Origin of the sequence: Rhodococcus sp. MEB032, from assembly GCF_030208925.1 — a bacterium.
Lineage (GTDB): Bacteria > Actinomycetota > Actinomycetes > Mycobacteriales > Mycobacteriaceae > Rhodococcus_F > Rhodococcus_F qingshengii.
This window is the reverse complement of the sequence record NZ_JARVSY010000010.1, coordinates 344,696-366,936: the sequence shown is the minus strand read 5'-3', so window position 1 is coordinate 366,936 and position 22,241 is coordinate 344,696. Positions and strand designations below refer to the sequence as shown.

Annotated in this window: 22 protein-coding genes and 1 pseudogene; 14 read left to right on the top strand and 9 right to left on the bottom strand. The window is 61.1% G+C overall.

The window, feature by feature from the left end; genetic code table 11:
* Window positions 1-5: 5 nt before the first annotated feature.
* On the bottom strand, window positions 6-713 hold the full coding sequence (locus tag QRN54_RS11975; protein WP_285182061.1) for a hypothetical protein: 708 nt from the start codon (window positions 711-713) through the stop codon (window positions 6-8).
* Between the two features lie 358 nt (window positions 714-1,071).
* Between QRN54_RS11975 and QRN54_RS11970 the strand changes: the two genes are divergently transcribed.
* Together QRN54_RS11970 and QRN54_RS11965 are read left to right on the top strand one after the other, a co-directional pair.
* Entirely contained in the window at window positions 1,072-2,355 is a 1,284-nt protein-coding gene (locus QRN54_RS11970) for a hypothetical protein (protein WP_285182060.1), read from the top strand.
* Window positions 2,355-3,740, top strand: coding sequence for a lipase family protein (locus tag QRN54_RS11965; RefSeq protein WP_502944045.1), 1,386 nt, complete (start codon window positions 2,355-2,357; stop codon window positions 3,738-3,740). The genes QRN54_RS11970 and QRN54_RS11965 overlap by 1 nt, the downstream gene beginning before the upstream one ends.
* A gap of 6 nt (window positions 3,741-3,746) precedes the next feature.
* On the opposite strand, the gene QRN54_RS11960 is transcribed toward QRN54_RS11965, so the two are convergent.
* A complete protein-coding gene (locus QRN54_RS11960) occupies window positions 3,747-4,970 on the bottom strand; it encodes a cytochrome P450 (RefSeq protein WP_285182058.1) in 1,224 nt (407 codons plus the stop codon).
* A 185-nt stretch (window positions 4,971-5,155) separates the two neighbouring features.
* On the opposite strand from QRN54_RS11960, the gene QRN54_RS11955 reads away from it, so the two are divergent.
* The 4 genes from QRN54_RS11955 (at window position 5,156) to QRN54_RS11940 (ending at window position 9,228) form a co-directional block, all read left to right on the top strand.
* Complete coding sequence (locus tag QRN54_RS11955) at window positions 5,156-5,710, top strand: TetR/AcrR family transcriptional regulator (RefSeq protein WP_007731448.1); 555 nt, start codon at window positions 5,156-5,158, stop codon at window positions 5,708-5,710.
* Window positions 5,711-5,832: 122 nt separating this feature from the next.
* Window positions 5,833-6,981: a TetR/AcrR family transcriptional regulator gene (locus tag QRN54_RS11950; protein ID WP_285182056.1), complete on the top strand. Its 1,149-nt coding sequence runs from the start codon at window positions 5,833-5,835 to the stop codon at window positions 6,979-6,981.
* A gap of 58 nt (window positions 6,982-7,039) precedes the next feature.
* Window positions 7,040-8,167 carry an acyl-CoA dehydrogenase family protein gene (locus tag QRN54_RS11945; RefSeq protein ID WP_042452718.1) on the top strand — a complete coding sequence of 376 codons (1,128 nt, stop codon included), beginning with the start codon at window positions 7,040-7,042 and terminating at the stop codon, window positions 8,165-8,167.
* On the top strand, window positions 8,164-9,228 hold the full coding sequence (locus QRN54_RS11940) for an acyl-CoA dehydrogenase family protein (protein WP_030535203.1): 1,065 nt from the start codon (window positions 8,164-8,166) through the stop codon (window positions 9,226-9,228). The genes QRN54_RS11945 and QRN54_RS11940 overlap by 4 nt, the downstream gene beginning before the upstream one ends.
* 19 nt (window positions 9,229-9,247) lie before the next feature.
* Here QRN54_RS11940 and QRN54_RS11935 read toward each other — a convergent pair whose 3' ends face one another.
* A complete protein-coding gene (locus QRN54_RS11935) occupies window positions 9,248-10,786 on the bottom strand; it encodes an acyl-CoA synthetase (RefSeq protein ID WP_064073455.1) in 1,539 nt (512 codons plus the stop codon).
* Between the two features lie 190 nt (window positions 10,787-10,976).
* Between QRN54_RS11935 and QRN54_RS11930 the strand changes: the two genes are divergently transcribed.
* Together QRN54_RS11930 and QRN54_RS11925 are read left to right on the top strand one after the other, a co-directional pair.
* Entirely contained in the window at window positions 10,977-12,014 is a 1,038-nt protein-coding gene (locus tag QRN54_RS11930; RefSeq protein WP_285182055.1) for a phosphatidylinositol-specific phospholipase C domain-containing protein, read from the top strand.
* Window positions 12,015-12,089: 75 nt separating this feature from the next.
* Window positions 12,090-12,866: a trans-aconitate 2-methyltransferase gene (locus QRN54_RS11925; RefSeq protein WP_030535206.1), complete on the top strand. Its 777-nt coding sequence runs from the start codon at window positions 12,090-12,092 to the stop codon at window positions 12,864-12,866.
* A gap of 27 nt (window positions 12,867-12,893) precedes the next feature.
* Here QRN54_RS11925 and QRN54_RS11920 read toward each other — a convergent pair whose 3' ends face one another.
* From QRN54_RS11920 to QRN54_RS11900, 5 genes are all read right to left on the bottom strand, one after another.
* Complete coding sequence (locus tag QRN54_RS11920) at window positions 12,894-13,889, bottom strand: glycine betaine ABC transporter substrate-binding protein (protein WP_003939988.1); 996 nt, start codon at window positions 13,887-13,889, stop codon at window positions 12,894-12,896.
* On the bottom strand, window positions 13,886-14,704 hold the full coding sequence (locus tag QRN54_RS11915; RefSeq protein ID WP_003939758.1) for an ABC transporter permease: 819 nt from the start codon (window positions 14,702-14,704) through the stop codon (window positions 13,886-13,888). The genes QRN54_RS11920 and QRN54_RS11915 overlap by 4 nt, the downstream gene beginning before the upstream one ends.
* 2 nt (window positions 14,705-14,706) lie before the next feature.
* On the bottom strand, window positions 14,707-15,918 hold the full coding sequence (locus QRN54_RS11910) for an ATP-binding cassette domain-containing protein (protein WP_007731456.1): 1,212 nt from the start codon (window positions 15,916-15,918) through the stop codon (window positions 14,707-14,709).
* A complete protein-coding gene (locus QRN54_RS11905; protein ID WP_054187726.1) occupies window positions 15,915-16,562 on the bottom strand; it encodes an ABC transporter permease in 648 nt (215 codons plus the stop codon). Before QRN54_RS11905 ends, QRN54_RS11910 begins: the two co-directional genes overlap by 4 nt.
* Window positions 16,563-16,862: 300 nt before the next feature.
* Window positions 16,863-17,483, bottom strand: a complete 621-nt coding sequence (locus tag QRN54_RS11900; protein WP_007731458.1) for a malonic semialdehyde reductase — start codon at window positions 17,481-17,483, stop codon at window positions 16,863-16,865.
* Window positions 17,484-17,592: 109 nt separating this feature from the next.
* Here QRN54_RS11900 and QRN54_RS11895 point away from each other — a divergent pair, with 109 nt between their 5' ends.
* The 6 genes and pseudogenes from QRN54_RS11895 (at window position 17,593) to QRN54_RS11870 (ending at window position 21,561) form a co-directional block, all read left to right on the top strand.
* Entirely contained in the window at window positions 17,593-17,946 is a 354-nt protein-coding gene (locus QRN54_RS11895) for a winged helix-turn-helix transcriptional regulator (protein WP_064687673.1), read from the top strand.
* Window positions 17,947-18,100: 154 nt separating this feature from the next.
* A complete protein-coding gene (locus QRN54_RS11890; protein ID WP_155277909.1) occupies window positions 18,101-18,268 on the top strand; it encodes a hypothetical protein in 168 nt (55 codons plus the stop codon).
* Window positions 18,269-18,291: 23 nt separating this feature from the next.
* Window positions 18,292-18,636: pseudogene (locus QRN54_RS11885) on the top strand (transposase); the annotation flags it as partial.
* A gap of 176 nt (window positions 18,637-18,812) precedes the next feature.
* Entirely contained in the window at window positions 18,813-19,775 is a 963-nt protein-coding gene (locus QRN54_RS11880; RefSeq protein ID WP_021332068.1) for a DUF389 domain-containing protein, read from the top strand.
* A gap of 543 nt (window positions 19,776-20,318) precedes the next feature.
* The gene (locus tag QRN54_RS11875; RefSeq protein ID WP_020970664.1) at window positions 20,319-21,167 is read left to right on the top strand and encodes an alpha/beta fold hydrolase; all 849 of its coding nucleotides are present in this window, start codon (window positions 20,319-20,321) and stop codon (window positions 21,165-21,167) included.
* 190 nt (window positions 21,168-21,357) lie between these two features.
* Window positions 21,358-21,561: a PspC domain-containing protein gene (locus tag QRN54_RS11870; protein ID WP_003939828.1), complete on the top strand. Its 204-nt coding sequence runs from the start codon at window positions 21,358-21,360 to the stop codon at window positions 21,559-21,561.
* 9 nt (window positions 21,562-21,570) lie between these two features.
* Here the strand turns inward: QRN54_RS11870 and QRN54_RS11865 are convergent, their stop codons facing one another.
* A complete protein-coding gene (locus tag QRN54_RS11865; protein WP_080712681.1) occupies window positions 21,571-22,230 on the bottom strand; it encodes a TetR/AcrR family transcriptional regulator in 660 nt (219 codons plus the stop codon).
* Window positions 22,231-22,241: the final 11 nt, after the last annotated feature.

The following is a 22,241-nucleotide window of genomic DNA, read 5'->3' as shown; positions in this document are numbered from 1 at the left end:
GGAGGTTATCCGATGAATGTGACCGGCTTGCCGAGCGATCCGACATCAAGCGATCCGGAGCTGGTAGATCCGGTCTTAACTGATCCGGTGTCGAGTGAACCGAAGCTCGCCGACCCCAAATTCAGGGAACCGAAATCGAGTGATCCGGTTCCGCCGGGCGTGACGGGTGTATCGGTGGAATCGAGTGTGAGGTCCACACTCCAGTTCGGCGTAATACTGCCGTTCTGCGAAGAATTCCCTGCCTCGACGGGCATTCCGATCACGAAGGCAACCTTGGCACTTTGGCCCGGTGCGAGGCGGACCGAGTTCAACTGGGTCCCTGGTGTGGCGGCATTGCCGGTGACGGTGAGCGGATTGCCGGTGACGCCGTTTACGTCGACACGAAGGAAGGCTTCCATGCCGTCGCTGATTTCGTAGTCTCCGACGTAGAAGTGTGCCTCACCTGCGCGGTCCGATGCGTTTCGGACGTAAAATGTGGTTGTGTTCTTCCCACCCGGGATGAGTATGTCTGTGCTCCAGACGATTTTGGAAGTATCTCCCCAGGTCGAGTGGTCTGCGGAGTACTCGATGATTCCACTCTCACCGTCCGCTGCGTGAGCGAGCGACGGCATCAGCGCTCCGCCCACCAGTGCAAGTACGAGGGCCGTGAGTATCCCAATGACTGTGCTCCATAGCGCACCAGGCTTTCGAGATGAGTAACTGATTGTTTTCATAACTCCGAATTCTAGTCGGACAAACGTCCGAGCGTGACGAGTTGTGAGAGCTAACTGTTTGTTGTGCAACAATTTTCGCAAATTTGACGAATCTAGTGGGAGGGAGCTGAAAATGAACTGTGATCGGAGCGGATGTGAGCCGCAGATTGGGAGCGCGGATAGCTGGTCGATCGCTTGACGAGTGAGTTTCGATGCCGGCCATGCGGGGTAAAGGCTTCTCATCTGCAATGGCTTCAGTCGCTGCGGAGATGTTGATTCGGCATTTGGTATTTCTTACAGATTCAGCTATCTTACTGCAAAGTAAGTGTTTGGTGTCGGCGTCGATCGGGGCTATGCCGACCTGAGTGCAGGGATCGATATGCGGATGAACCTGGGGGCAGGTGTTCGGCGACGTCGTTGGGCGCGCGACGTATTGGCAGCCGCGACGGCATGTGCGCTGGCGATGTCCGCGTTGCTCTCGGTACAGATTTCAGCGTCGGCGTCCGAGTTGGACGAGTACGTAAATTTGCCTTTGGTGAATCGGAATGCCGAACACAGTCCGGGCGGTGTCCATCCCGCGTTGCCGACTGATCTCGGCACCTTGCAAGCCCTTGTGGAAGAAGCCAGCGCCAGTGGTCGCAGTCCGGAATCCTATGCGGCCTTGCTGTTTCAGTATCGATTGGTCGCTGCCACGGAAGCCGCCGGAATCGATCTGTCATCGTGGAATCCGCGCGCCGGAGTGTCGGCCAATCGCACGAACCTGGTGAAGTCGTACCGCTTCTACGAGGATCTGCAACTCGGTCACCCGGAATTGCAGTGGGCGGGCATGGGCGGACAGGTTGGTGCGGACTTCGGCGGAGGACTGATCGACTTCGAACTGATGGCGGACGTGTACTCGTTTCCGAATCTGCAATATGTTGCCAATTCGATAGTTTCTCAGGTCACGGATCAGGTTGGCGTGCAAGCGCTGAACCAATTGCCGGCAGGGCTGCGCGCGCTCGCCGCGGTGGGCAGGAACGTCAAAGCGGACGACTTGGATTATGTGCTGGGGATGATCCTGGTGATGCAGAAGAACATCTTCTCGGATCTGATGCCGATGCATCAGGCATACGTGGATGAAGGACTTCCCGCGCTGGAGGAAATGCAGAGTGCCGGATTGTTCGGTCAGGATGTCATGGACGCCTGGCGTGATCTAGCTTCCGGCGATTCGAATCGGATTGCACGTGGGAACGTAGCACTGCTCCAACGTGAGCAAGGGATGATCATCCGTGACCAGTGGGATACCGTGCGCGCCTACAAAGGTGATGTGGGAGAGGCGATCACTTACGCATCGACTGTCGCCGGTTCACCTTCGGTCGCCGGCGTCGTACCGCCTCGCTCGTTTCGGTCTCTCGAGTTCGCGACAACACTGGCGGACGGACGCACCGCGACAGTGACGCTGCCCCTCCCGGATTGGAACTGGTCGGTGTACGAGGACCGGTGGGACTACATCACCTCGCAGCTCTTGCCGAAGTACCGAGCGATGGTCGAAGAAGATTGGCCGCGGCTCGTAGCCACATTGAGTGTTCCCTACGAAATTCAATTGGAGAGTCACCGCCCGATGGTGACCCTCCCACAAACTCTCGAATCGGCCCTCTCCAGTTTGAAAGTGACGGTTCAGTGATGTCGTCGGCGACATTCCGAAGGTTGGCGCCGCTGGTAGCGCTGACCGTTGCGCTGGTCCTGCCAGCAACGGCTGGAGCTGAGGTGCCGGACAGTGATGCCCCGAAAGACGTGCAAACTCCTGTATCCGAGGAGTTTCGAACCGACACCCCAACTCTGGGAGAGGTGTTCAACGGGTTCACCGTCGGTGCTCTCAGTTCGGGGGAGTTCGCATCCGAAGAGGAGATCTTCACTGCACTCACGCCCGATGATCCGTTTTACGACGAGCCGGTGTTGACCGGCGCCGAGCGTCTCGGTGATCTCCTGAAGTCGAAGAAGGTGGATGTACTGTTCACCGGATACAAACCGGGACAGCTCGACGCCTACAAGATCATGTACGTCACAACCGGAATCGACGGTTCGACGCCGGTGGTGAGCACCGGGATCATGATGATTCCGATCGACGGAATACCGGCATCGGAGAAGAAAGTCATCAGCTACCAGGAGGCCAACGACAGCGTCGGCGGCTACTGTCATCCGAGTTCGCACTGGACGGGCGGCGATCCGCTGGACGGCGCCTCCTGGTCGGCGTTGGGTCCGCTGGCACTGATGTTCGGAAAAGGCTATGCCGTAGTGATATCCGACGTCGGGAACAACGGAGACCGTGATCCTCACGGCGTCTTCGCGGGCAAGTTCGCGGGGCACGCGCAGTTGGATGCTGTGCGCGCAGCATTTCAGCTGCAGGATTCCGAGCTGAATCCGGATGCGGAGATTGCGTTGTTCGGAATCGCTGGTGGTGGAGTTGGTTCGGCATTCGCCGCAGAATCTGCGCAGTCCTACGCGCCGGAACTCGATATCGTCTCGACAGTCCTCGAGGGCATGGTGATCAAGCCCCGAACATTCATGGAGACAACAGATTCCTCGGTCGGCGCAGGCTTCGGATTTGCGACGCTCCTTGGCCTCGAACCCTGGTACCCCGAGATGAAGTTGAACGACAAGCTCAATCCCGTGGGCCGAGCGATTGCCGACGTGTACCGGGATGAGTGCCAGATGCCGGCGTACTTCACGCTTCCGTTCGTACCGCTGGCGAGCCTTTTCGAGCCGGGGATCGATCCGATCACAGAACCCAGTTTCCAGCGCGCGTACGACGACAACGTACTGGGCCACGGTGCTCCGGCGTCGAAGGTATTGATAACTTCGTGCGCAAAGGACGACTCCCCGATGTCACTTGTACCGGCAGCTGATGCGCGAGAACTGGCGGACACGTACAGGAGTCGAGGGACGGACGTGAGCTACCAGCCCACCGACTGCAGTATGGACCGCGCATTCACGGATCCATACGGTTGGGGAACTGATCTGTTCGGAATGCAGACGATCGACTGGATAGCCCACAATTTCGACAACTGAGTGAAACTATCCGGTGACAGCGAGACACAAACTCTGATGGCGGCGCACGAACATGCTGGGGACCCAACGGGGTGGGGATTCGGAATCGATTGTGAAGTGTGAACTGTTATCGAGAAGGACTGCGATCGCGGTCTTTGCTTCCAGACGAGCCAGCGCGGCCCCGACACAGAAATGTGCTCCTTTGCCGAAGGCGAAATGTGCTCGGGGATTGACTCTGTCGAGGTTCATCACCTGTGGTTCGACGAACGACTCGGGGTCGCGGTTCGCCGAACCCCACAGCAGTATGAGATGACTGCCGGCGGGCAGTGTCATGCCACCGAGTGTCGTGTCCGCGTTGACATGTCGGTGATGTCCGCGAAAGGGTGACTCGAGCCTGAGCGTTTCTTCCAGGAACGCACCCACGAGTAGAGGGTCCTCGCGCAGCTGCGTCTGCATCTCAGGGCGCTCGGCGAGCAACCGTGCAGAGTTGGCGATCAGTCCGGCGGTCGATTCGCCACCCGCACCGACGAGTTGCACCAACATGAGCACGGCCACGTCTTCGCTGAGTTCGCCAGTGTCACAGCAACGGACGAGATCTCCGAGTAGATCATCCACCGGGTGAGCCCGTGCCTCACGAAATTTGCTGTAGAGGTACCCGGTGAGTTCGGCCGCCGAGGTGACGACGCCTGTCAACCGTTGTGCGGTCACGATGCCGCTGAGAAGTTCGGTGCTGTCGTACGACCACGCCAGCAATTGGGGGACGTCGTGTGCCGGCAAGCCGATCAGCGTGGCAACCATCTGCAGCGGCAGCGTGTCCGCTACCGACGTGACCCATTCGATCCGTCGACCGTCGAAGCCGTTGTCCCACAACTGCTGCGTGTACTCGGTCATCGCCGGCTCGAGTGCTCGTATACGTTTGGCGACCAGTGTCGGCAAGACAAGTTTGCGCTGGTGTTGATGGTCGGGCTCGTCGGCAGTCGCGAGAACGTGAACAGCTTGGCCGCCGCCGTTCATGTCGAAGGTCACGGCCGAACCGTCCGGTGTACGAACCAGCACGCCGGTGAGGTTGTTGGAGAAGTCGTCGGTACGGGAAACGGCTTCGGTGACCAATTCCCACGTGGACACCAGATAGAAGTCGGTATCAGGAATGCGGTACACGGGGTGCGCGCGCCGGAGTACGTCGTATAGCGGGTACGGGTCGTCGATGTTCGACGGCAGGAAAGGGTTGATGTCGAGCGTCGATGGTGTCACGAAGGGAAGATTTCACGGCCGTCGAGGAGAAGTCAACAGGTGGAAAATGCCTCTGAACTGGCATTTTGAGAAAATCTCACGCACTTCAACCCCCTCGTACTTCTTCCAGGTCAGAGGCTCGCGGCCTTCCGTAGCCTTGAGATTTCTGATTGAATCTGTCTCAGAGTGAGACGAGGTGACGGAGAGTGACCGGTGCAAACGAGCGCCGCGCCGCCGACTGGTTGGCCGGCGGTAACCGCCGTGAACTCGCAACCGAGCGCATCTTCGCGGCTGCGGCAGAGCTGATTCGAGAACAGGGATTCGATCGGTTCAACGCCGACGACGTCGCTGCCCGCGCAGGCTGTTCGAGGGCAACGCTCTACCGCTACGTAGGTGGCAAGTCCGCGATCCGCGAGGGGTTGTTGTCACGAGGCGCGGCATCCGTGGCGAGCCAGGTCGCAACCGCCGTCGAATCACTGCACGGCGACGAGCGCATCGTGGAGTCGATCCTCGTCGCCGTCGACGCGATCAGATCCGACGCTGCCATGAGCCACGGCCTTGCGGCAGCGCGGGCCAACGGAATCGACGAGTATCTCGTGTCCTCGCCGTTGCTCCCGCGTACTGCACTGGAACTTGCAGGATTGGATCCTGAAGGTCAAGAGTCGCAGTGGGTGGTTCGGATCGTGTTGATGCTGTTGGCGTGGCCGCTTGCAGACAGAGCCGCCGAACGAGGGATGGTCGAGTCGTTCATCTACTCCTGAGCGGGATTCCGTGTTCGTGAACGGTGCATCGGATCGTCGCTGCTGTAGACGGTTCGGTTCATTGCTTCATTCCTCGGCTCGGTACTCTGAGCTTGTCCGCTGCCGCGAAGGAGAGAGTCACGATGGTCGTACGCAGGCCCCGCGACCGTAAGCAGCAGATTCTTGCGGCTGCAGGTGAGCTTTTCCGTGAGCACGGTTATCACAACGTGTCTGTCGCTCAGGTGGCTGCTGCAGTTGGAATCACGGCACCTGCGCTCTATCGGCACTTCAAGAACAAGCCGGATCTCCTCTACGCCGCGGTCAACGCAGGCATCGAATCGCTCTACGATCGGGTCGCAGGTGCCGAGGATCTGAAAACACTGATCACCGAACTTGCGGCATCGGTGTCCAAACGTCGGGGTCTGTCGCTCCTGTGGCAGCGAGAGGCACGCTATCTGCCTGACGAGCAACGAGAGGAAATGCGTTCGACCCTCAAGAGTGCAGCTTCGCGCGATGCAGTGCTGATCCGAATTGAGCGTCCCGACCTCGACGAAGAAGACAGCTATCTGCTCGCCTGGGCTGTCATCGCAGTCTTCAACAGTGTGTCTTCGCATCGAGTGTCATTGCCGAGGCGTCAGATGGAACTGCTGCTTGTCGAGTTGGCAGACCGCGCTGCATACGCGGAACTGGGTCGCTCAGAAGTGAAAGTCGTGGCGGCAACGGGTCACCTGCCCGTTGTGATACCCAGACGTGAACTCTTGTTGACCGAAGCAATTCGGCTGTTCGACGAGCGTGGATATCAAGCAGTCAATACCGAGGACATCGGTGAGGCTGCAGGAACGACAGGCCCGAATGTGTACAACCACTTCGATGCCAAGATCGACCTGCTGATCTCCGCGGTCTCGAGGGGCGGCGAGCGTCGCCGGCTCGGCGTTGCACAGGCTCTCGGCGCCGCAACCGGCCCGGAGGACGCGCTGTCCGGATTGCTTGCCGCACATATCGATTTCGCGATCAACGAGCGTCATTTGATCGGGTTGTTGATCGGCGAACTCGACCAATTACCGGACAAGTTCCGCCGCACGTGTGAACAGAATCAACGTGAGTACGTCGCGCTATGGGTCAAGATGCTCGAAGAAGTCCGTCCGGGCCTCGAGTCCGCCACCGCCAGGATCACCGTCAATGCCACTTTGACAGTTGTGGAGAACGCCGTCCGAATCGGCCGGCTTCGCCGTCGCGACGACCTGTCGGACAGACTCTTCGAGATCGGCTGCGCCCTGCTGCTGGGCGCATGAAAAATTCGGGTAAGCGCCACGGGCGGCGGATCGACTCACGAAACTGATCGGAGACGTCATGCGTTTCGACGCAACAGAACTGACGATCGAGGAGCTTGCTCTTCAGGCTGACGTGCGGGAGTACCTCGACAAGCGACTCACCCCCGGTACCTACTCGCTCGGACTCGGGATGGCCGGGGCGGTGGATCCGGTGTTCTCGCGAGATCTGGGTCGACGTGGGTGGCTCGGCATGTCGCTGCCGAAGGAATACGGCGGGGGCGGACGGTCAGCAGTGGATCGATTGGTCGTCGTCGAAGAACTTCTCGCGCGGGGAGCGCCGGTCGGCTATCACTGGATCGGAGACAGACAGTCGGGTCCGAGCATCGCCGCCAACGGCACGGAAGAACAGAAGCGGTACTTCCTTCCCGGTATCGCGAGCGGTGAGTTCTCGTTCTCGATCGGGATGAGTGAGCCCGACTCGGGTTCGGACCTGGCATCGGTGCGCACTCGCGCCGAACGTGTCGATGGTGGCTGGAAAGTCAACGGCACGAAGATCTGGACCACCGGCGCCTTCCATGCCACACACATACTCGCCCTGCTTCGAACCTCGGCAGACAAGCACAACGGACTCACTCAGCTGATCGTCGATCGCGACAGCGAGGGCCTGACCGTCTCACCCATTCCGTTCATCGACGGTAGTGAGGACTTCTGCGAGGTGTCGTTCCAGGATGTTTTCGTGCCGGATTCGCGTCGCCTCGGAGACGTCGGAGCGGGCTGGGGACAAAACACCGGTGAACTCGCACTCGAGCGAGGTGGCGTCGACCGTTGGATGTCGCTGATGCCGGTCCTCGAGAACTTCGCGGCCAACCAAGCAGCGCAAGGCGGTCCAGCTGCCCTCGCCGATCTGGGCTCGATTACCGCACGCTGCTGGGCTTTTCGCGGGATGTCGCTGTCCATCGCACGGATGGTCGACGCCGGTCGCTCGCCGGTCACGGAGGCCGCGCTGATCAAGGAGATGGCAACACGCTTCGAACAGGACTGTGTTGCGACCGTCGCGCGGCACCTCGGCCGGGCTCCGGACCTTGCATCCGACGATCCGTACGAGTCGCTGCTCGCCCGGGCCGTGCTGGTGGCGCCGTCGTGGTCGATTCGCGGCGGTACCAACGAAATTCTCCGCACCGTGATCATGAAAGGGTTGGACCGATGAATTCGGGGTCACAGATCAACGCGTACACATTCGACGCCGACCTCGAATCGATGGTCGAGCAATTTTTCGCCGAGAAGTCCGGCACCGAGGTGGTAGCGCAGGCGGAGATCGGCGGTCTGCCCGCCGGATTATGGAGCGCGGCAGTCGAACTAGGGTTACCTCTGGTCGGTCTTCCCGAATCGGTTGGTGGTTCCGGTGGCTCGCTCCTCGACGCCGTGACTGTCCAGCGCGCGGCGGCGAGGCACGCTGCGCCGCTGCCGCTCGCCGAGACGTACCTCGCGGGCAGGCTGGCAACAGCGGGCGGGTTACCCGTGCCCTCCGGAATCGCAACGGTCGCCCCGGGTTCGCCGCGCGACGATGTGCGCCGGACCGACGACGGTTTCCTGTCGGGAACCTTTCACGACGTGCCGTGGGGTAGTGCCGCATCAGTGCTGGCAGCAGTTCTCGGTGATCGCGTCGTACTCCTTGACATCTCCGACGCCGAGATCGGTGGCGGGACGGATCTTGCGGGGCAACCGCGTGAGAGCCTGACGTTCTCCGAAGCGCGGACCATTGACGGCGACAACCCGGTCGATGCCCGGATTCTCAGCAAGCTCGGCGCGTTCTTGCGCTCGGTGCAGATGTCGGGAGCGATGGAGTCGGCGTCGACGTTGACCCGGCGCTATGTGTCCGACCGGGTGCAATTCGGTAGGCCCGTCGCGCAGTTTCAAGCAGTCCAGCAGCATATCGTGACGCTTGCTCAGATGGCTTCGATGTCCACGCTGGCCGTCGATCGCACTGCACATGCACTCATCAGAGGCGACGCCGACTTCGAAGTGAGCGCAACCAAATTGGTGGTTTCGCAGAATGCGCTCGTGAGCGTCCGCGCCGCCCACCAGGCACACGGTGCAATCGGCATGACCCGCGAATACCGATTGCAACAACTGACGCGTCGACTGCACGCCTGGCGATCGGAGTTCGGCGACGAAATCGCGAGTGCGACGCAACTAGGAGAGGCCGTAGCGGCGTCGCCGTCACTGCACCGCTTGATCACCGACCCAGAACCGACATTGAAGCTGTAATCCTGACCGTCGTAAAGGATTACGTTGCGTTGCAGCGAAGATCGCGCTTCAGCACCTTGCCTGCTGCCGACAGCGGCAATGCATCGACGAATTGGAAAGTGCGCGGAGATTTGTATCCGGCTATCAGCGTTTTCACGTGAGCGCGCAGTTCGTCGGCGTCGGCGTCGAAACCATGCCGAAGGACGACCACGGCATGGACACGCTCGCCCCACTGGGCATCGGGCAGACCGATCACGGAACAGGCCGCGACGGATTCGTGTTGTGCCAGAGCGTTTTCGACCTCGGTGGAGTAGACGTTCTCGCCACCGGTGACGATCATGTCCTTGATGCGATCGACGATGAACAGGTAACCGCGGGCGTCGAGGTATCCGGCGTCGCCGGTATGCATCCACCCGTCGCGGAGCACTTCTGCGGTCTCCTTCGGTTTGTTCCAGTATCCGAGCATGACGTGGCTGCCGAACGTGACGATTTCGCCCACCTTGCCGGGTGGGAGTTCCGAGCCGGCCGGGTCGACGATTTTCACCTCGCAATGAGGGAGCGCGCGACCAGCGCTGCGGAGGAGATCACCACCTTCGAGGTGATCGGCTGGACTCAGCATGCTGATGTGCGCGGTTTCAGTCATCCCGTAGCCCTGAGCGAAGGAACTGTTGGGGAACATTTGCATGACCTGCCCGAGAAGCGTCGGAGATATGGGCGAAGCGCCGTATCTCAGGATCCTGACGCTGGACAGATCGTAGGTGGTTGCGTCTTCGCCCGTTTCGTTTTTGTGGGCGACCAACATCTGGAGCATTGTCGGCACCAGACCCACGGTTGTCGGGCGATAGCGGTCCACGGCCTCGAGGAACGTCCGTGGGCTGAAGTTCGGTACGAAGACCTGAGTTCCACCCATCAGCGACTGAGCCAACCATCCGACTATCCCGGCAATGTGAAACAGAGGGTTCACCGCGAGGTTCGTTCCGTTGCTGATTGCCACGCCGCCTGCCGCGAGAGTGCCCAGCGCCGAGGTCATCAGCGCTTGATGGCTGATCATCACGCCCTTCGGCACTCCGGTGGTCCCGCCGGTGTAGAGGAGTAGTGCAAGCGTGTCGCCGCCGACGCGCAGATCGTCGACCGGAATCGCCTCCGCGATCACCTGTTCGTAGTCGAGCATTCCGTCCGGAACTCGGTCGTTGCCGCAGTAGACGACAGTGGTCAGGCCTGGACACGCCTCGCGAAGGGTAGATCCGACGGAAGCAAAATTCTCGTCCACGAGTAATACCGTCGACCCTGAATCTTCCAGGGCGTACCTGATTTCCGCCGTGCTCCAGCGAGAATTGACCGGACTGGCCACTGCTCCGAACCACCAGCAGGCCAGGAGCGCCTCGTGGTAGTAGTCGGAGTTCGATGCCAAGATCGCGACTCTGTCACCGGTGCGCAGGCCTAACGTCTGCAGCCCGCCCGCGAGCCTTTTGATCCGGTCGACCGATTCGCGAGACGTGCGCACTCGGCCGTCGGAGATCGTCATCACCGCTTCGGGCGACGCTCGTAGGGATCGGTGAACGAATTGAGTCAGCTGCATGCGATTCCTCCTGCGAGTGTGCGGCGAGTGCTCTGACTCGGATCAGTTCCGGCACTGATGCTATGGGCCTGACAATTGCCCTTACCCACCGCCTGAAATCATGCCCCACTCCGGTGCAATCTAGACGATTGTCCAGTTAACTCTGACGATTCCATCCTGCCGTGGGGTGATTTCTGCGAGAGTGTCGAACATGCGAGCAATCCTGGTAGCCGGTATGAGTGCGTTCGTGGCGGTCGTCTCGGCGCCCTCTGCCGGCGCCGAAACGACTACGAACCAAGTGCGCTCGTTTTCCGAGACCACGTCAGTCGGGGTCCACAATTCCTACGAGAAGGCGACGTTTCCGTACTTCGCCGACGCTTTGGATTCCGGGGCGTCGTTGCTCGAGCTGGACCTGTGGACCAACGTGGGCGGTCCGGACTGGCGTGTGTCGCACATGAATCCGGTGGCGAGCGAGAGCAACTGCGTCGGCGCTCAGGACGCATCCGGGTTGCGAAGCGGTCTACGAGATCAGGGATTCCGTGGATGCCTGGCAGATATGCGGGCGTGGCACGAGGCCAATCCCGAGCACCCGCCGGTGATGATCAAGTTGGAAATCAAGGACGGGTTCACTGCCGGGTACGGACGTGGGCCCGCGGATCTCGACGCCCTGATTCTCGGGACACTCGGAGACGCGGTTTTCACGCCGGCCGATTTGATGGGGGAGTCCTACTCCACCCCGGATGCCGCCGTCACCGAGCGTGGATGGCCGAGCAATTCCGAAATGACCGGGAAATTTCTGTTCGAGCTGATACCGGGAACGATCGAGGAGGGAAACCCTCTCGATACGGAGTGGACGGACCGGCAGTATGCGACGCACCTGCGAGATCTGTCCTCCGCCGGGCTCGTCGAACTCGGCGCCGCCTTTCCCGCTGTTCACCGTGCATCACCGGGAGACCCACGTCTCGACCGCTATACCGACCCGGGGATCCGTCCGTGGTTCGTGATCTTCGACGGTGACGCTCTCGACTACACCGCCGGAGTCGTGGATCCGAGTTGGTACCACGATCGCGGCTACCTGCTCGTCATGACCGACGCGCACAAGGTCGCTCCGCAGATCGACGGAACCCATGCCACCGAAACCGAGGCGAGCGAGCGTCTCGACCTGTTGGCCGGGCAGCACGCAAGTTACATCACCGCGGACTGGTCGAGGTTGCCGAACGTACTGTCCACCGTGGTGCCGCGTCGGTGATTTTCGAAAGGCCGGATCGTGAAGAGCGAGATCTGACGGGCGGCAATTCTCAGGAACAGGGTGCAGGATGGGTTCATGCGCACTGTCACGTGGAATCCCGAAGTGTACGGCCGCTATTCGGGTGAGCGGTCACGCCCGTTCGTGGACCTGGTGTCACGGGTGGCCACCGAAGACCCGACGCGGGTAGCCGACCTCGGCTGCGGATCAGGCACCCTGACCGCGATGCTCGGGGAAAGATGGCCGGACGCCTCGGTATCCGGATTCGACTCGTCTCCCGAAATGGTCGCGCAGGCCCCTACAGACCTACCGGGAAACGTCACCGTCGAGTTGGGGGACATCATGTCCTTCGACGCCACCGGTTACGACGTGGTCGTCAGTAACGCTGCATTGCAGTGGGTTCCGAGCCATCGCGAGCTGATCGACCAGTGGGCGGACACCCTGGAATCCGGATCGTGGCTGGCGTGGCAGGTGCCGGGTAACTTCGATGCTCCGTCCCATGCGCTCATGCGAGATCTCGCGGAATCAGCGGAATGGAGTGAGCGACTGGGTGGCGTCCTACGCGGCCCGGAAGGCGTCGACAGTCCAGTTCAGTACGCGCAGCGTCTCCAAGAACACGGATTCGACGTCGACGCCTGGGAGACGACGTACGTACACGTGCTGGCAGGTGCCGACCCGGTGCTCGGATGGGTACGGGGGACGGGGTTACGGCCCGTGCTCGACGTTCTCGGCGAAGCTGACGCTCCGGAGTTCGAGCGTCAGTATTCCGATCTGCTGCGGGAGGCCTACCCCGCAACAGCCGCCGGAACGCTCTTTCCGTTCCGGCGGGTGTTCTGCGTCGGACGCAAACGGTAACTACTCGGCTGGGTTGCGGTCAGCCGATCACTGCGCCGTGACAAAGCCTTCCGAGACCAGCCAGTCGCGGGCCACGTCCGCCGGCTCCTTGCCGTCGACGTCGACCTGCCGGTTGAGCTCGGTCATCACCTCGTTGGTCAGTCGCTCCGAGATCGGTGCCATGACTTCTGCTACCTGCGGATGTGCTTCCGCGAAGTCCTTTTTCATCACCAGTGCCGGATTGTATTTCGGGAAGAACTGGAGATCGTCGTCGAGCAGAACGAGATCGAGTGCGATGATGCGACCGTCGGTGGTGAACACCTCGCCGAACTTGCACTGATCGCCATCGGCTGTCGCCTGGTAGATGATGCCGGTCTGCAGGATCTGGCGTTGGGCACGAGAGGCGTCGAAACCGTATTTCGCTGCCAGGCCGGGATATCCGTCCTGGCGGACGTTGAACTCGGTCTCGACGCACGTCACCGCAGCTCCGGGATCGGATTCGACCAACTTCGCGTAGTCGGAAACGGTCTTGACACCGGTCTTCTCAGCGGTCTCCTTGCTCATCGCCAATGCATACGTATTGTTCATCGGCGCCGGATCGGTCCACACCATGTCGTTCGCAGCAAGGTCCGCATCGCGGACGGCCTCGAACTGCGCCTGCGAATCGGGAAGCGGTGTCTCGTTGCCGAGGTAGTTGATCCAGCCGGTTCCGGTGTATTCGTACGCAAGATCGATCTGGCCGTTCAACTGTGCGTCACGGGTGCTGTTCGAGCCCTGGATGTTCGTGAGATCTCGAACATCCGCGCCCGCAGCGGCCATCGCGAATTCGATGACGTACCCGAGCACGATCTGCTCGGTGAAGTCCTTGGAGCCGACGGTCATCTTCACACCCTCGAGCTCCGGAACCGGCTCGATGCTGCCGGGGCCGACGGCCAGGGGCAGTGCGCCACCGGACTCGAGACCACACGAAGCGACAAGTGTGAGGCCGATCGTGGCAACCGCGAGTTTCCAGCCCCACGTTCTGGTGATCGAAGTCTTGGTCATCGCAATCCCTTGGGCCCGAGATAAGTTTCGGCGAGCGCGCCGAGCCAGTCGATCAGCAAGGCCAGCGACACCGCCAGTACGGCACCGACCACGAGGGTGACGTTGTCGCGGAGCTTGTATCCGGTGTCGATCAGAATGCCGAGTCCGCCGGCACTGACCAGGAAGCACAGCGTCGCGGTACCGACGGCCAGAACGAGCGAAGTACGCAGTCCTGCAAGGATGTACGGGACGGCCATCGGGAACTCGAGTTGACGTAGGACCGTGAGCGAAGACATTCCCTGCCCGCGCCCCGCATCGATCAAGGTCTTGTCCACTTGCTGGTAGCCGAGGATGGTGTTGCGCAGCACCGGAAGCAACGAATAGAACGCAATGGGAAACACGCCGATCCAGAAGCCGGTCGTTCTTGTCGCGAGATAGAACAGCACGAGCAGGCCGATGGCAGGCGCTGCGGCTCCGATGTTGGCTATTCCCACGAAGAACGGTGCCAGGCGGGTGAATTTCGGCCTGGTCAGCAGGGTTCCGAGTGGAACCGCGATGGCGACGACGATGATGACCACGGCGGCGGTGATCAGTACGTGCTGCCAGGTCAGAGTGACGATGTTGTCGAGGTTGATGCTCGCCTTCTGCGTCGCGTTGAGATCTCGGCTGAATGCCCAGATCAACACGCCCGCAACCAGGATCAGGACGATGACCGGCTGCACATACAGTCGCATCCGTTCCGCACGGCGCGTGGCGGCGTTCTCGGCCGCACCCAGATCGGGGGCGTCCGGTTCCATCTCAGGCGCGGAGACGCGCTCCTCTGTCGTGGCAGTCATGTTCAACCCTCGACGTTCTCGGTGTCTGGCTCTTCGTCGTGGTCGTGCGCATGCTCCTCGCGCATTTCGGAAAGATGGCTGACCAGTGTGTCGATGGTGATGAGACCGACGTACTCGCCACGCCGTCCGGTGACCACGGTGGACGCATTGCTCTCTGCGAGAAGAGCTTCCAAAGCATCCTGCAGGGTGGACTGGATGGACACGGCTTCGCCGATCTCGTTACCGACACCTCGAAGAGTCGACGCATGGGCGAGGTGGCCGGGCGAGACCCAGCGAAGCGGCCGTCCGCGCTGATCGAGAATCAGGGCCCACTTCCACTTACGCGCTGCGAGTGCGGTTCTCAAATCATCGACCGAATCGGTTTCGCGGGCGGTGAGGCACTGCTTGAGTTTGATCTGGCGCACGCGTGTCAGGGTCAGCTGCTTGAGCGAGGCGTCCGCCCCGACAAATCCGGCGACCATGTCGTTTGCGGGATTGGCGAGAATCGCTTCCGGAGTGTCGTACTGCATGATGCTGGACTGATTGCCCAGCACGGCAATACGGTCACCGAGTTTGACTGCCTCGTTGAAATCGTGCGTGACGAAGACGATGGTCTTACCCAACTCCGACTGCAGACGCATCAGTTCGTCCTGGAGCAGGCCGCGGGTGATCGGATCGACGGCACCGAAAGGTTCGTCCATCAACAGCACCGGAGGATCGGCAGCCAGCGCCCGCGCCACGCCCACACGCTGTTGCTGCCCGCCGGACAATTGGCGAGGGTAGCGGTCGCGATAGGTATCGGGATCGAGGCCTACGAGGTCGAGCATCTCGTCGGTGCGCGCTGCGATACGTTTCTTGTCCCAACCGATCAGACCCGGGACAGTCGCGACGTTCTTCGCAATCGTGAAGTGCGGGAACAAGCCTGCCTGCTGGATCGAGTACCCGATGCCACGGCGGAGCTTGTCCGGGTCGATCGACAGCGCGTCCTTGCCGTCGATGGTGATCTTGCCGGAGGTAGGTTCGATCAGGCGGTTGATCATGCGCATCGTCGTTGTTTTGCCGCAACCCGAAGGTCCGACGAAGACCACGATCTCACCAGCCGGAACAGTCAGCGAAACATTGTCCACCGCTGCAGCTTTCTGGCCCGGGTACCGCTTGGTGACGGACTCCAGGACGATCTCGACCCCGGATACCTTCTGATCTGTGGATACGTCAGACGGAATGGTTTCAGTCATTGCAGCCCCTTCGAAGTAGTGAGACGACCGATGACGACGTAGATTCCGTCGAGAATCAGAGCGAGAATGACGATCAGTACGGTGCCGACCAGCGCTTGCGGAACAGCATTCGGGCTACCGACACGCGAGAGTCCGGAGAAGATCAGGTTTCCCAGACCAGGGCCTTTGGCGTACGCCGCGATGGCGAGGATGCCCATGAGCATCTGTGTACTGACCCGCATGCCGGTGAGGATCGACGGCCACGCGATCGGTAGCTCGATTCGACTCAGTACGTGCATGCGATTCATTCCGACACCGCGGGCTGCGTCCGTGATCGCCGGGTTGACTGCATCCAGACCGATGATCGTGTTCCGAATGATCGGGAGCAGGGCATACAAGATCAACGCGGTGATCGTGGGAGCGACGCCGAGACCGAGAATCGGAATGAGCAGTCCGAGGAGGGCGAATGAAGGAACCGTCAGGATCGTGCTGGCCAACGCCGTAGCGATGGAGGATCCCGCCGGGCTCCGGTAGACGAGAATGCCGATGATCACGGCGGCGATCGTCGCGATGATCACGGACTGGATAACTGCTGAAACATGAAGGTACGAGTCGGTCAACAACTGTTGTCGTCGTGCAACGACAAAATCCCATAGCGCGCCCATATTTCCGAACCCACTTTCTTCGGACTTCTGCTCGCTCGAACGTCTTCCCTCGACACCGACCGGCGCACAAGGGCTTTCCCCACAGCCTCCGTAGGCCGAGGGGTTTCCCTCGACTGTCGTCCAAAAACTGAGATACTGCAACTAATTCCGATTGCAGCGTGTCGGATGTTGTTCTGGACGTGAGATTTTGCGAGACGCGGGTATGTACCCACTGCGAGCAGAGTTGAAACGCGCTGGAGATGGCAAAGCGGGAGAGTTCCGCAGAACTCTCCCGCATTGCTTGATTTGTCCGAATTGGCCTCAGGCCCAGCTGAGCGCATCCTCATCGGAGAGGCGCGGCAGACGATCGAACCAGGGGTTCTCACCGGGATGGCCGATGTTCACCACGAGGATCGTCTTGAAACGTCCGTCTGCGAAGAATTCGCCGTCGATGCCGTCGGCGTCGAACCCGGCCATCGGGCCGGCGACCAGACCCTGTGCGCGAATCGCGAGGATCACATAGCCGGCCTGAAGTGCGGCATTGAACCGACTCGTCGAACTGGCGGCAGCCTCGTCGGATTCGAAGTAGTCCTTCATCTCCGGGCGAATGGGGAACAGGTTGGGGATGTGCTTGTAGAACTCGGTGTCCACCGCCAGTACGGCAACTGCAGGAGCGGCCTCGGTCTTGGCTTTGTTGCCGTCTGCCATGTGCTCGACGAGGCGTGCTTTGCCTTCCTCGGTACGGACGAACAGCACACGTAGCGGATTGGTGTTGGCCGCGGTCGGTGCCCACTTCGCGAGCTCCCAGATCGCAGTCAGTTCGTCGTCGGTCACAGGTTCGTTCGAGAAGGAGTTGGCGGTGCGAGCCGCAGTGAAGAGGAGCTCGCGGCCGGCTTCGTCGAGTTGCTGGGCGGTGAATGGGGTGGCTGCGTCGAGAGACATCGGGGGTTTCCGTTCCGTGGTAGCTCGACCGAGCATCACCCGGTAAAGCTAGTTGCTAGTAAAAAAATAGTGCCTACGGATACGTTAGCACTGTGGCTAGGATGGTGGGGTGGCAAGCAAGAGCGAAGCGGGACACGAGCCCCGCGCATGTGACGGGGCTCTGGCCCGCGCGTTCGGCTTCCTGGGCAAACGGTGGAACGGCGTCATTCTCGGCACGCTGCTGAACGGGCCGGCGGGATTCTCCGAACTCAAGCGCGCGGTGGGTGGGATCAGTGATTCGGTGCTCTCGGAACGCCTGACGGAGTTGGCAGGGGCAGGCCTGGTGACGAGGAGCGTCGATGCAGGTCCGCCCATCGCCGTGGAGTACGAACTCACAGCGTCGGGGCAGGCGCTGCTCCCCGCTCTCAGTGAACTGACAACGTGGGCCACCGAAAATCTGCCACCCGAGAGTTGCTCGAACTGAGCGCTAGCTCGAACGGCAGTTCAGCGACTGCGCGGGTCCTGTTTCTGCCAGTTGTTATTTCCTTACCGTTTTTCCCGGGCGATACTGGCCGAACATTTGTCGGTTCGGGGCTGCCTGGGACGCCGGGTATGGCTCTTTTTGTGCTGCTGTTCACATGGCTGAAGGAGAACGGCCGCCCGGTGTTCTCGACGACTCGACCTATCAATCGCCTGACGGACTTCGAAAATTCGGCCGGACGAAGTCGGAAGTGTGGTTCCGGAACAAGAAGGCATACAACGCCTCTCGGATTGACGACGCCGCGGTCGAGGCCGCAAACGGGTAGCTGGTGCGGGTGGCTGGGCAGATGTCGCCGCCACGGGTGGTGACGTGTCTGCGTTCGGAAGCGCAGACAGATTGGCCGGCATCTCAGGGTCTAGCGCCTGTGCCGCGAGATTCGGGCCGAGTCAGTGGAAATCTGCGCCGGCCGCGCAGGTACGACCGCAGGCTGTTGCGGGCCTTCTATCTGTCCGCGCAGCACAGTATCCGGCACAACGCTCAGTCGTAGGCTTTTTGTACCCGCAAACGGGCCGAGGGGCAGTGTCATACGCAGGCGGTTCTTGCGTTGGGAGGCGGAGACTGAACGTGTGGTGGGCGCTCCTCCGCGATAACGCGATCTATCAACTTGGACCGACTACCGCCGCGACTGCGTGAGCGCCCTAGCGACTAACGCAGTGCCGTAGATGTATGTGCGCCGGGGGGAGTGTGGCTCGTAGCGCTGAGAATCCACGGTGTTGAGACATGTCCGAGCCCGCTATGGTTTCCGGTGATGGACCGGCCGTCGATGCTGCCTGCACCCGAGGCCACCGCCGGCTGAAGGAGACAATACTGTGCTGCATCTGCGTGTCATCTCGCCGAGTGAGCGGACCGGAGATGTGCTGAACATGTTGGCCGCCGAACCTGGGGCTACTCATGTGACACTCGCACTCAGAGCCGCTGTCGATCCGCCGGGAGATGTGATCGAGGCCGATGTAGCCCGCGCATGCGCGAACGACGTGCTTGCCGCGTTGACTGCTCTGGACCTGGTGAGGGCTGGCGGTATTTCGTTCGAGCCGGCGGGAACCATGCTGTCCTTCTCCGCAGAACGGGCGGACACTGCGGCCCCGAGAAGACCCGACGAGACAGTGGTGTGGGAGCAGTTGCTCGGTCAGGTGCGCGAAGGTGCCCGACTGACTCCGGCGTTCCTGGCCTTCCTGGTGATCGCGTTTTTGCTCTCGGCAGTCGGTGTTGCCACGGCGTCGCCGCTGACCCTGGTCGGTGCAATGGTGGTGGGGCCGGAGTTCCGGCCGCTGGCAGCGCTTTCAGTGGGTCTGGTACGTCGAGACAAAGATCTCGTGCGAAATTCGATTCGTACCCTCGCGATCTCGTTTCCGGCCGCGATGGCCCTCACCGGCCTGGCTACCTTGCTGTGGATTCGTCTGGGCTGGGTCGGAATCGGCGATGTCGAGAACGCCCGCGCATTCGACTTCATCTACGAGGTGGGGCCGTTCTCACTGGTGGTAGCACTGCTGGCGGGAGCGGCTGGCATGCTGGCAACGGTCACCTCTACCTCTACGGTCCTGGTGGGGGTGTTCATCTCGGTGACGACGGTGCCAGCTGCGGGATTGGCGGTCGTTGCGGTCTTCGCAGGTAAGTGGAATGTCGTGCTGAGTTCGCTGGCTCAGCTCGGTGTCAATCTGATCGGTATCGTGCTCGCTGGAGTAGTTGTGCTGCTGCTGTTCTCGTTGCCCCGATCCGGTCGCCAATGGAAATCAGTCACGCGCCGGGACGCCAGGCCTGGCACATCGCCGTAGGCGCCTGACCCACTGCCGGAACTGGACTTTCGAGGCTTCAGGCTGACAGCTGTCTTGCGGATCGGTGGGAATGTCTGCGCCGACAAACGTCGCGACAAACAGATCCGGCATGCGAACTGTCGGATCTGGGTACCGCTGTCTGTACCGATCATGGCTTCCAGGCTGGTTGCAGCGACTGGAAAAGGGGATCAATCGAGCCGAAACCGATTGGCCGCGTGACTTCACTCAGACCCTTCGGACCTGCAGCGCCGACGGCTCTGCCGGAGGAAACGGCCTGCCGCAGTGCTTGACAAGACTTGTCGAGCTTCTCCTTGGTAGCGACGAAACATCTACGCAACGTAGATGCAACGTAACCAAAACTAGTGTTCTGGATCACACAGTGTTCGTGTGGTCGAGAGGCCTTTGGTCACGAATCTGTGGGCAGAACGGGTCCTAGTTCGCTACCGGTGGTGGATGAGGACAAGGTTCCGCGGGTTGAGCACACAGCTCGCGGAACCGCCCCACCACACGCCCCGACGAGGGCACCGGCCGACAGGAGTTCAGGTGTCCGTAGTTGCGGAAGTCTCGGCGATCGATTTCGCGGAGACCGAATTCGATTGGGCGCAGCGATCGACGCTGATTCGTGAAGTCGACCCACTCGTTCCGGGGCCACCATCCTTGGCGATGTGTCTGAGCGAGCCGACGCGCGGACTGGTCGACATCGCTTCACTGCTTCTCGCGGCTCCGTGGTTGCTTCGATCGCCGCGTGGGGACGGGCATCCGGTCCTCGTTCTCCCCGGATTGCTGACTTCGGACGTTTCGACTCTCGCCTTGAGGACATACTTGAGCTTTCTCGGCTACCGGGTTCACGGTTGGAATCTGGGTCTGAACACCGGTCCGACGGCGACGGTGGTCGACGGACTGCCTGCCGCATTGGCCGAGGTAGCAGATCGATACGAGCAGAAGGTGTCGGTGATCGGCTGGAGTCTGGGCGGTATCTACGCTCGAAAGCTGGCGAGGGACCTGCCGGATTCGGTGCGTCAAGTAGTGACACTCGGAAGTCCTTTCGGTCTCACCAGTCTGGAGCAGACGAGAGTCGGATCTCTCTACGCTCGTTTGTCCGGCAATCACGCGATACTGCCTCCGGTAGACGGCATCGAATCCGAACAGGGATCGCCTATTTCTGTTCCCGCCACGTCGGTCTACTCCAGGCACGACGGTATCGTTCCATGGCAAGCGTGCTGTGAAACCTCGGCAGGCCTGTCGGAAAGCATTGCGGTGCAAGGCAGTCACATGGGGTTGACCCACAACCCGTCGGCGTTGTGGACCGTTGCCGATCGTCTGGCGCAGGACGTCGACAACTGGCAACCTTTTGCGGCTCCGAAACGGCTTCGACGCATGTTTCCCTGCTGAGGTGCGAAGCTGAGGTCCGAGGCCGGGGTGTGGGGGAGAACCCTGAGTCAGACGCGGGGACGGACTCGTACCTGAGGACACACCGCGTCGGAAAAGATGGGTCCATGGCCTGATGCGCACAGGTGGATCGGCAGCGGATAGTGGAGGTCGACGCGGATGAACCGCGAGTTCCGTTGAAAGGAAACAACACATGACCTCCCCGATGAATACCCGCAAGCTCACCCGCGCTCGCTCGGGAGCAATGTTCGGTGGGGTGTGCGCCGGAATCGCTCGGTACTTCGGTTGGAAGTCGTCGACTGTCCGCTTGCTGTTCGTACTCTCGTGCCTGCTGCCCGGCCCGCAGTTTCTGATCTACATCGTGATGTGGATTTTCATTCCTCGTGAGCAGATCTGACCGAACCGCTCAACGGCGGCGGTCTTTCAGGCATTGCTTGGCCTCGTGCAATTCCTCCGAACTCAGTGGAGGAAGGGGCAGTGCGTCACGGTGCAGGCCCTCCGTGCGTAGGCCGTCGAGCATTACCGAGAGGTATCGACGCCACACGGTCGGGTTGACGGGCTGAGCAAATTCGGTGACTGCGCCCACCATGAAGATGAGGCCGAACAGGTCCGTCGGTACGGCGTCGGTGCGCAGCATCCCGGCCTCCTGGGCCCGGTAGAAGATCCTCTCGACCGACGGTTCGATGATGGATCGTTGGCATGCGACTTGCTCGCATCCCTCGTCGGTTCCGTTCAGGACGTCTTTGAGTCCGCGGTTGACCGACATACGGCTGCAGGCGAATTCGGCAAAGGTGACAAGTCCGTCCCACGGATCCGGATTGGCAAGTGACGCGTCCGCGGCCGCTGCCATGTCGGCGAAGTTCTGCTGGAAGACTCCGTCGATCAATTCTTCTTTGCTGGCGAACCGCCGATAGACCGTTCCGACGCCGACCCCCGCGCGCCGGGCGACGTCGTCGAGTGTGACGTCGATCCCTTCTTCGGCGAACAATTCACGTGCGGCGTCGATGATCAACTGCCGATTACGTGCAGCATCGGCGCGAAGGGGGCGCTCCATTGCGGTACTCATGCCCCCACTCT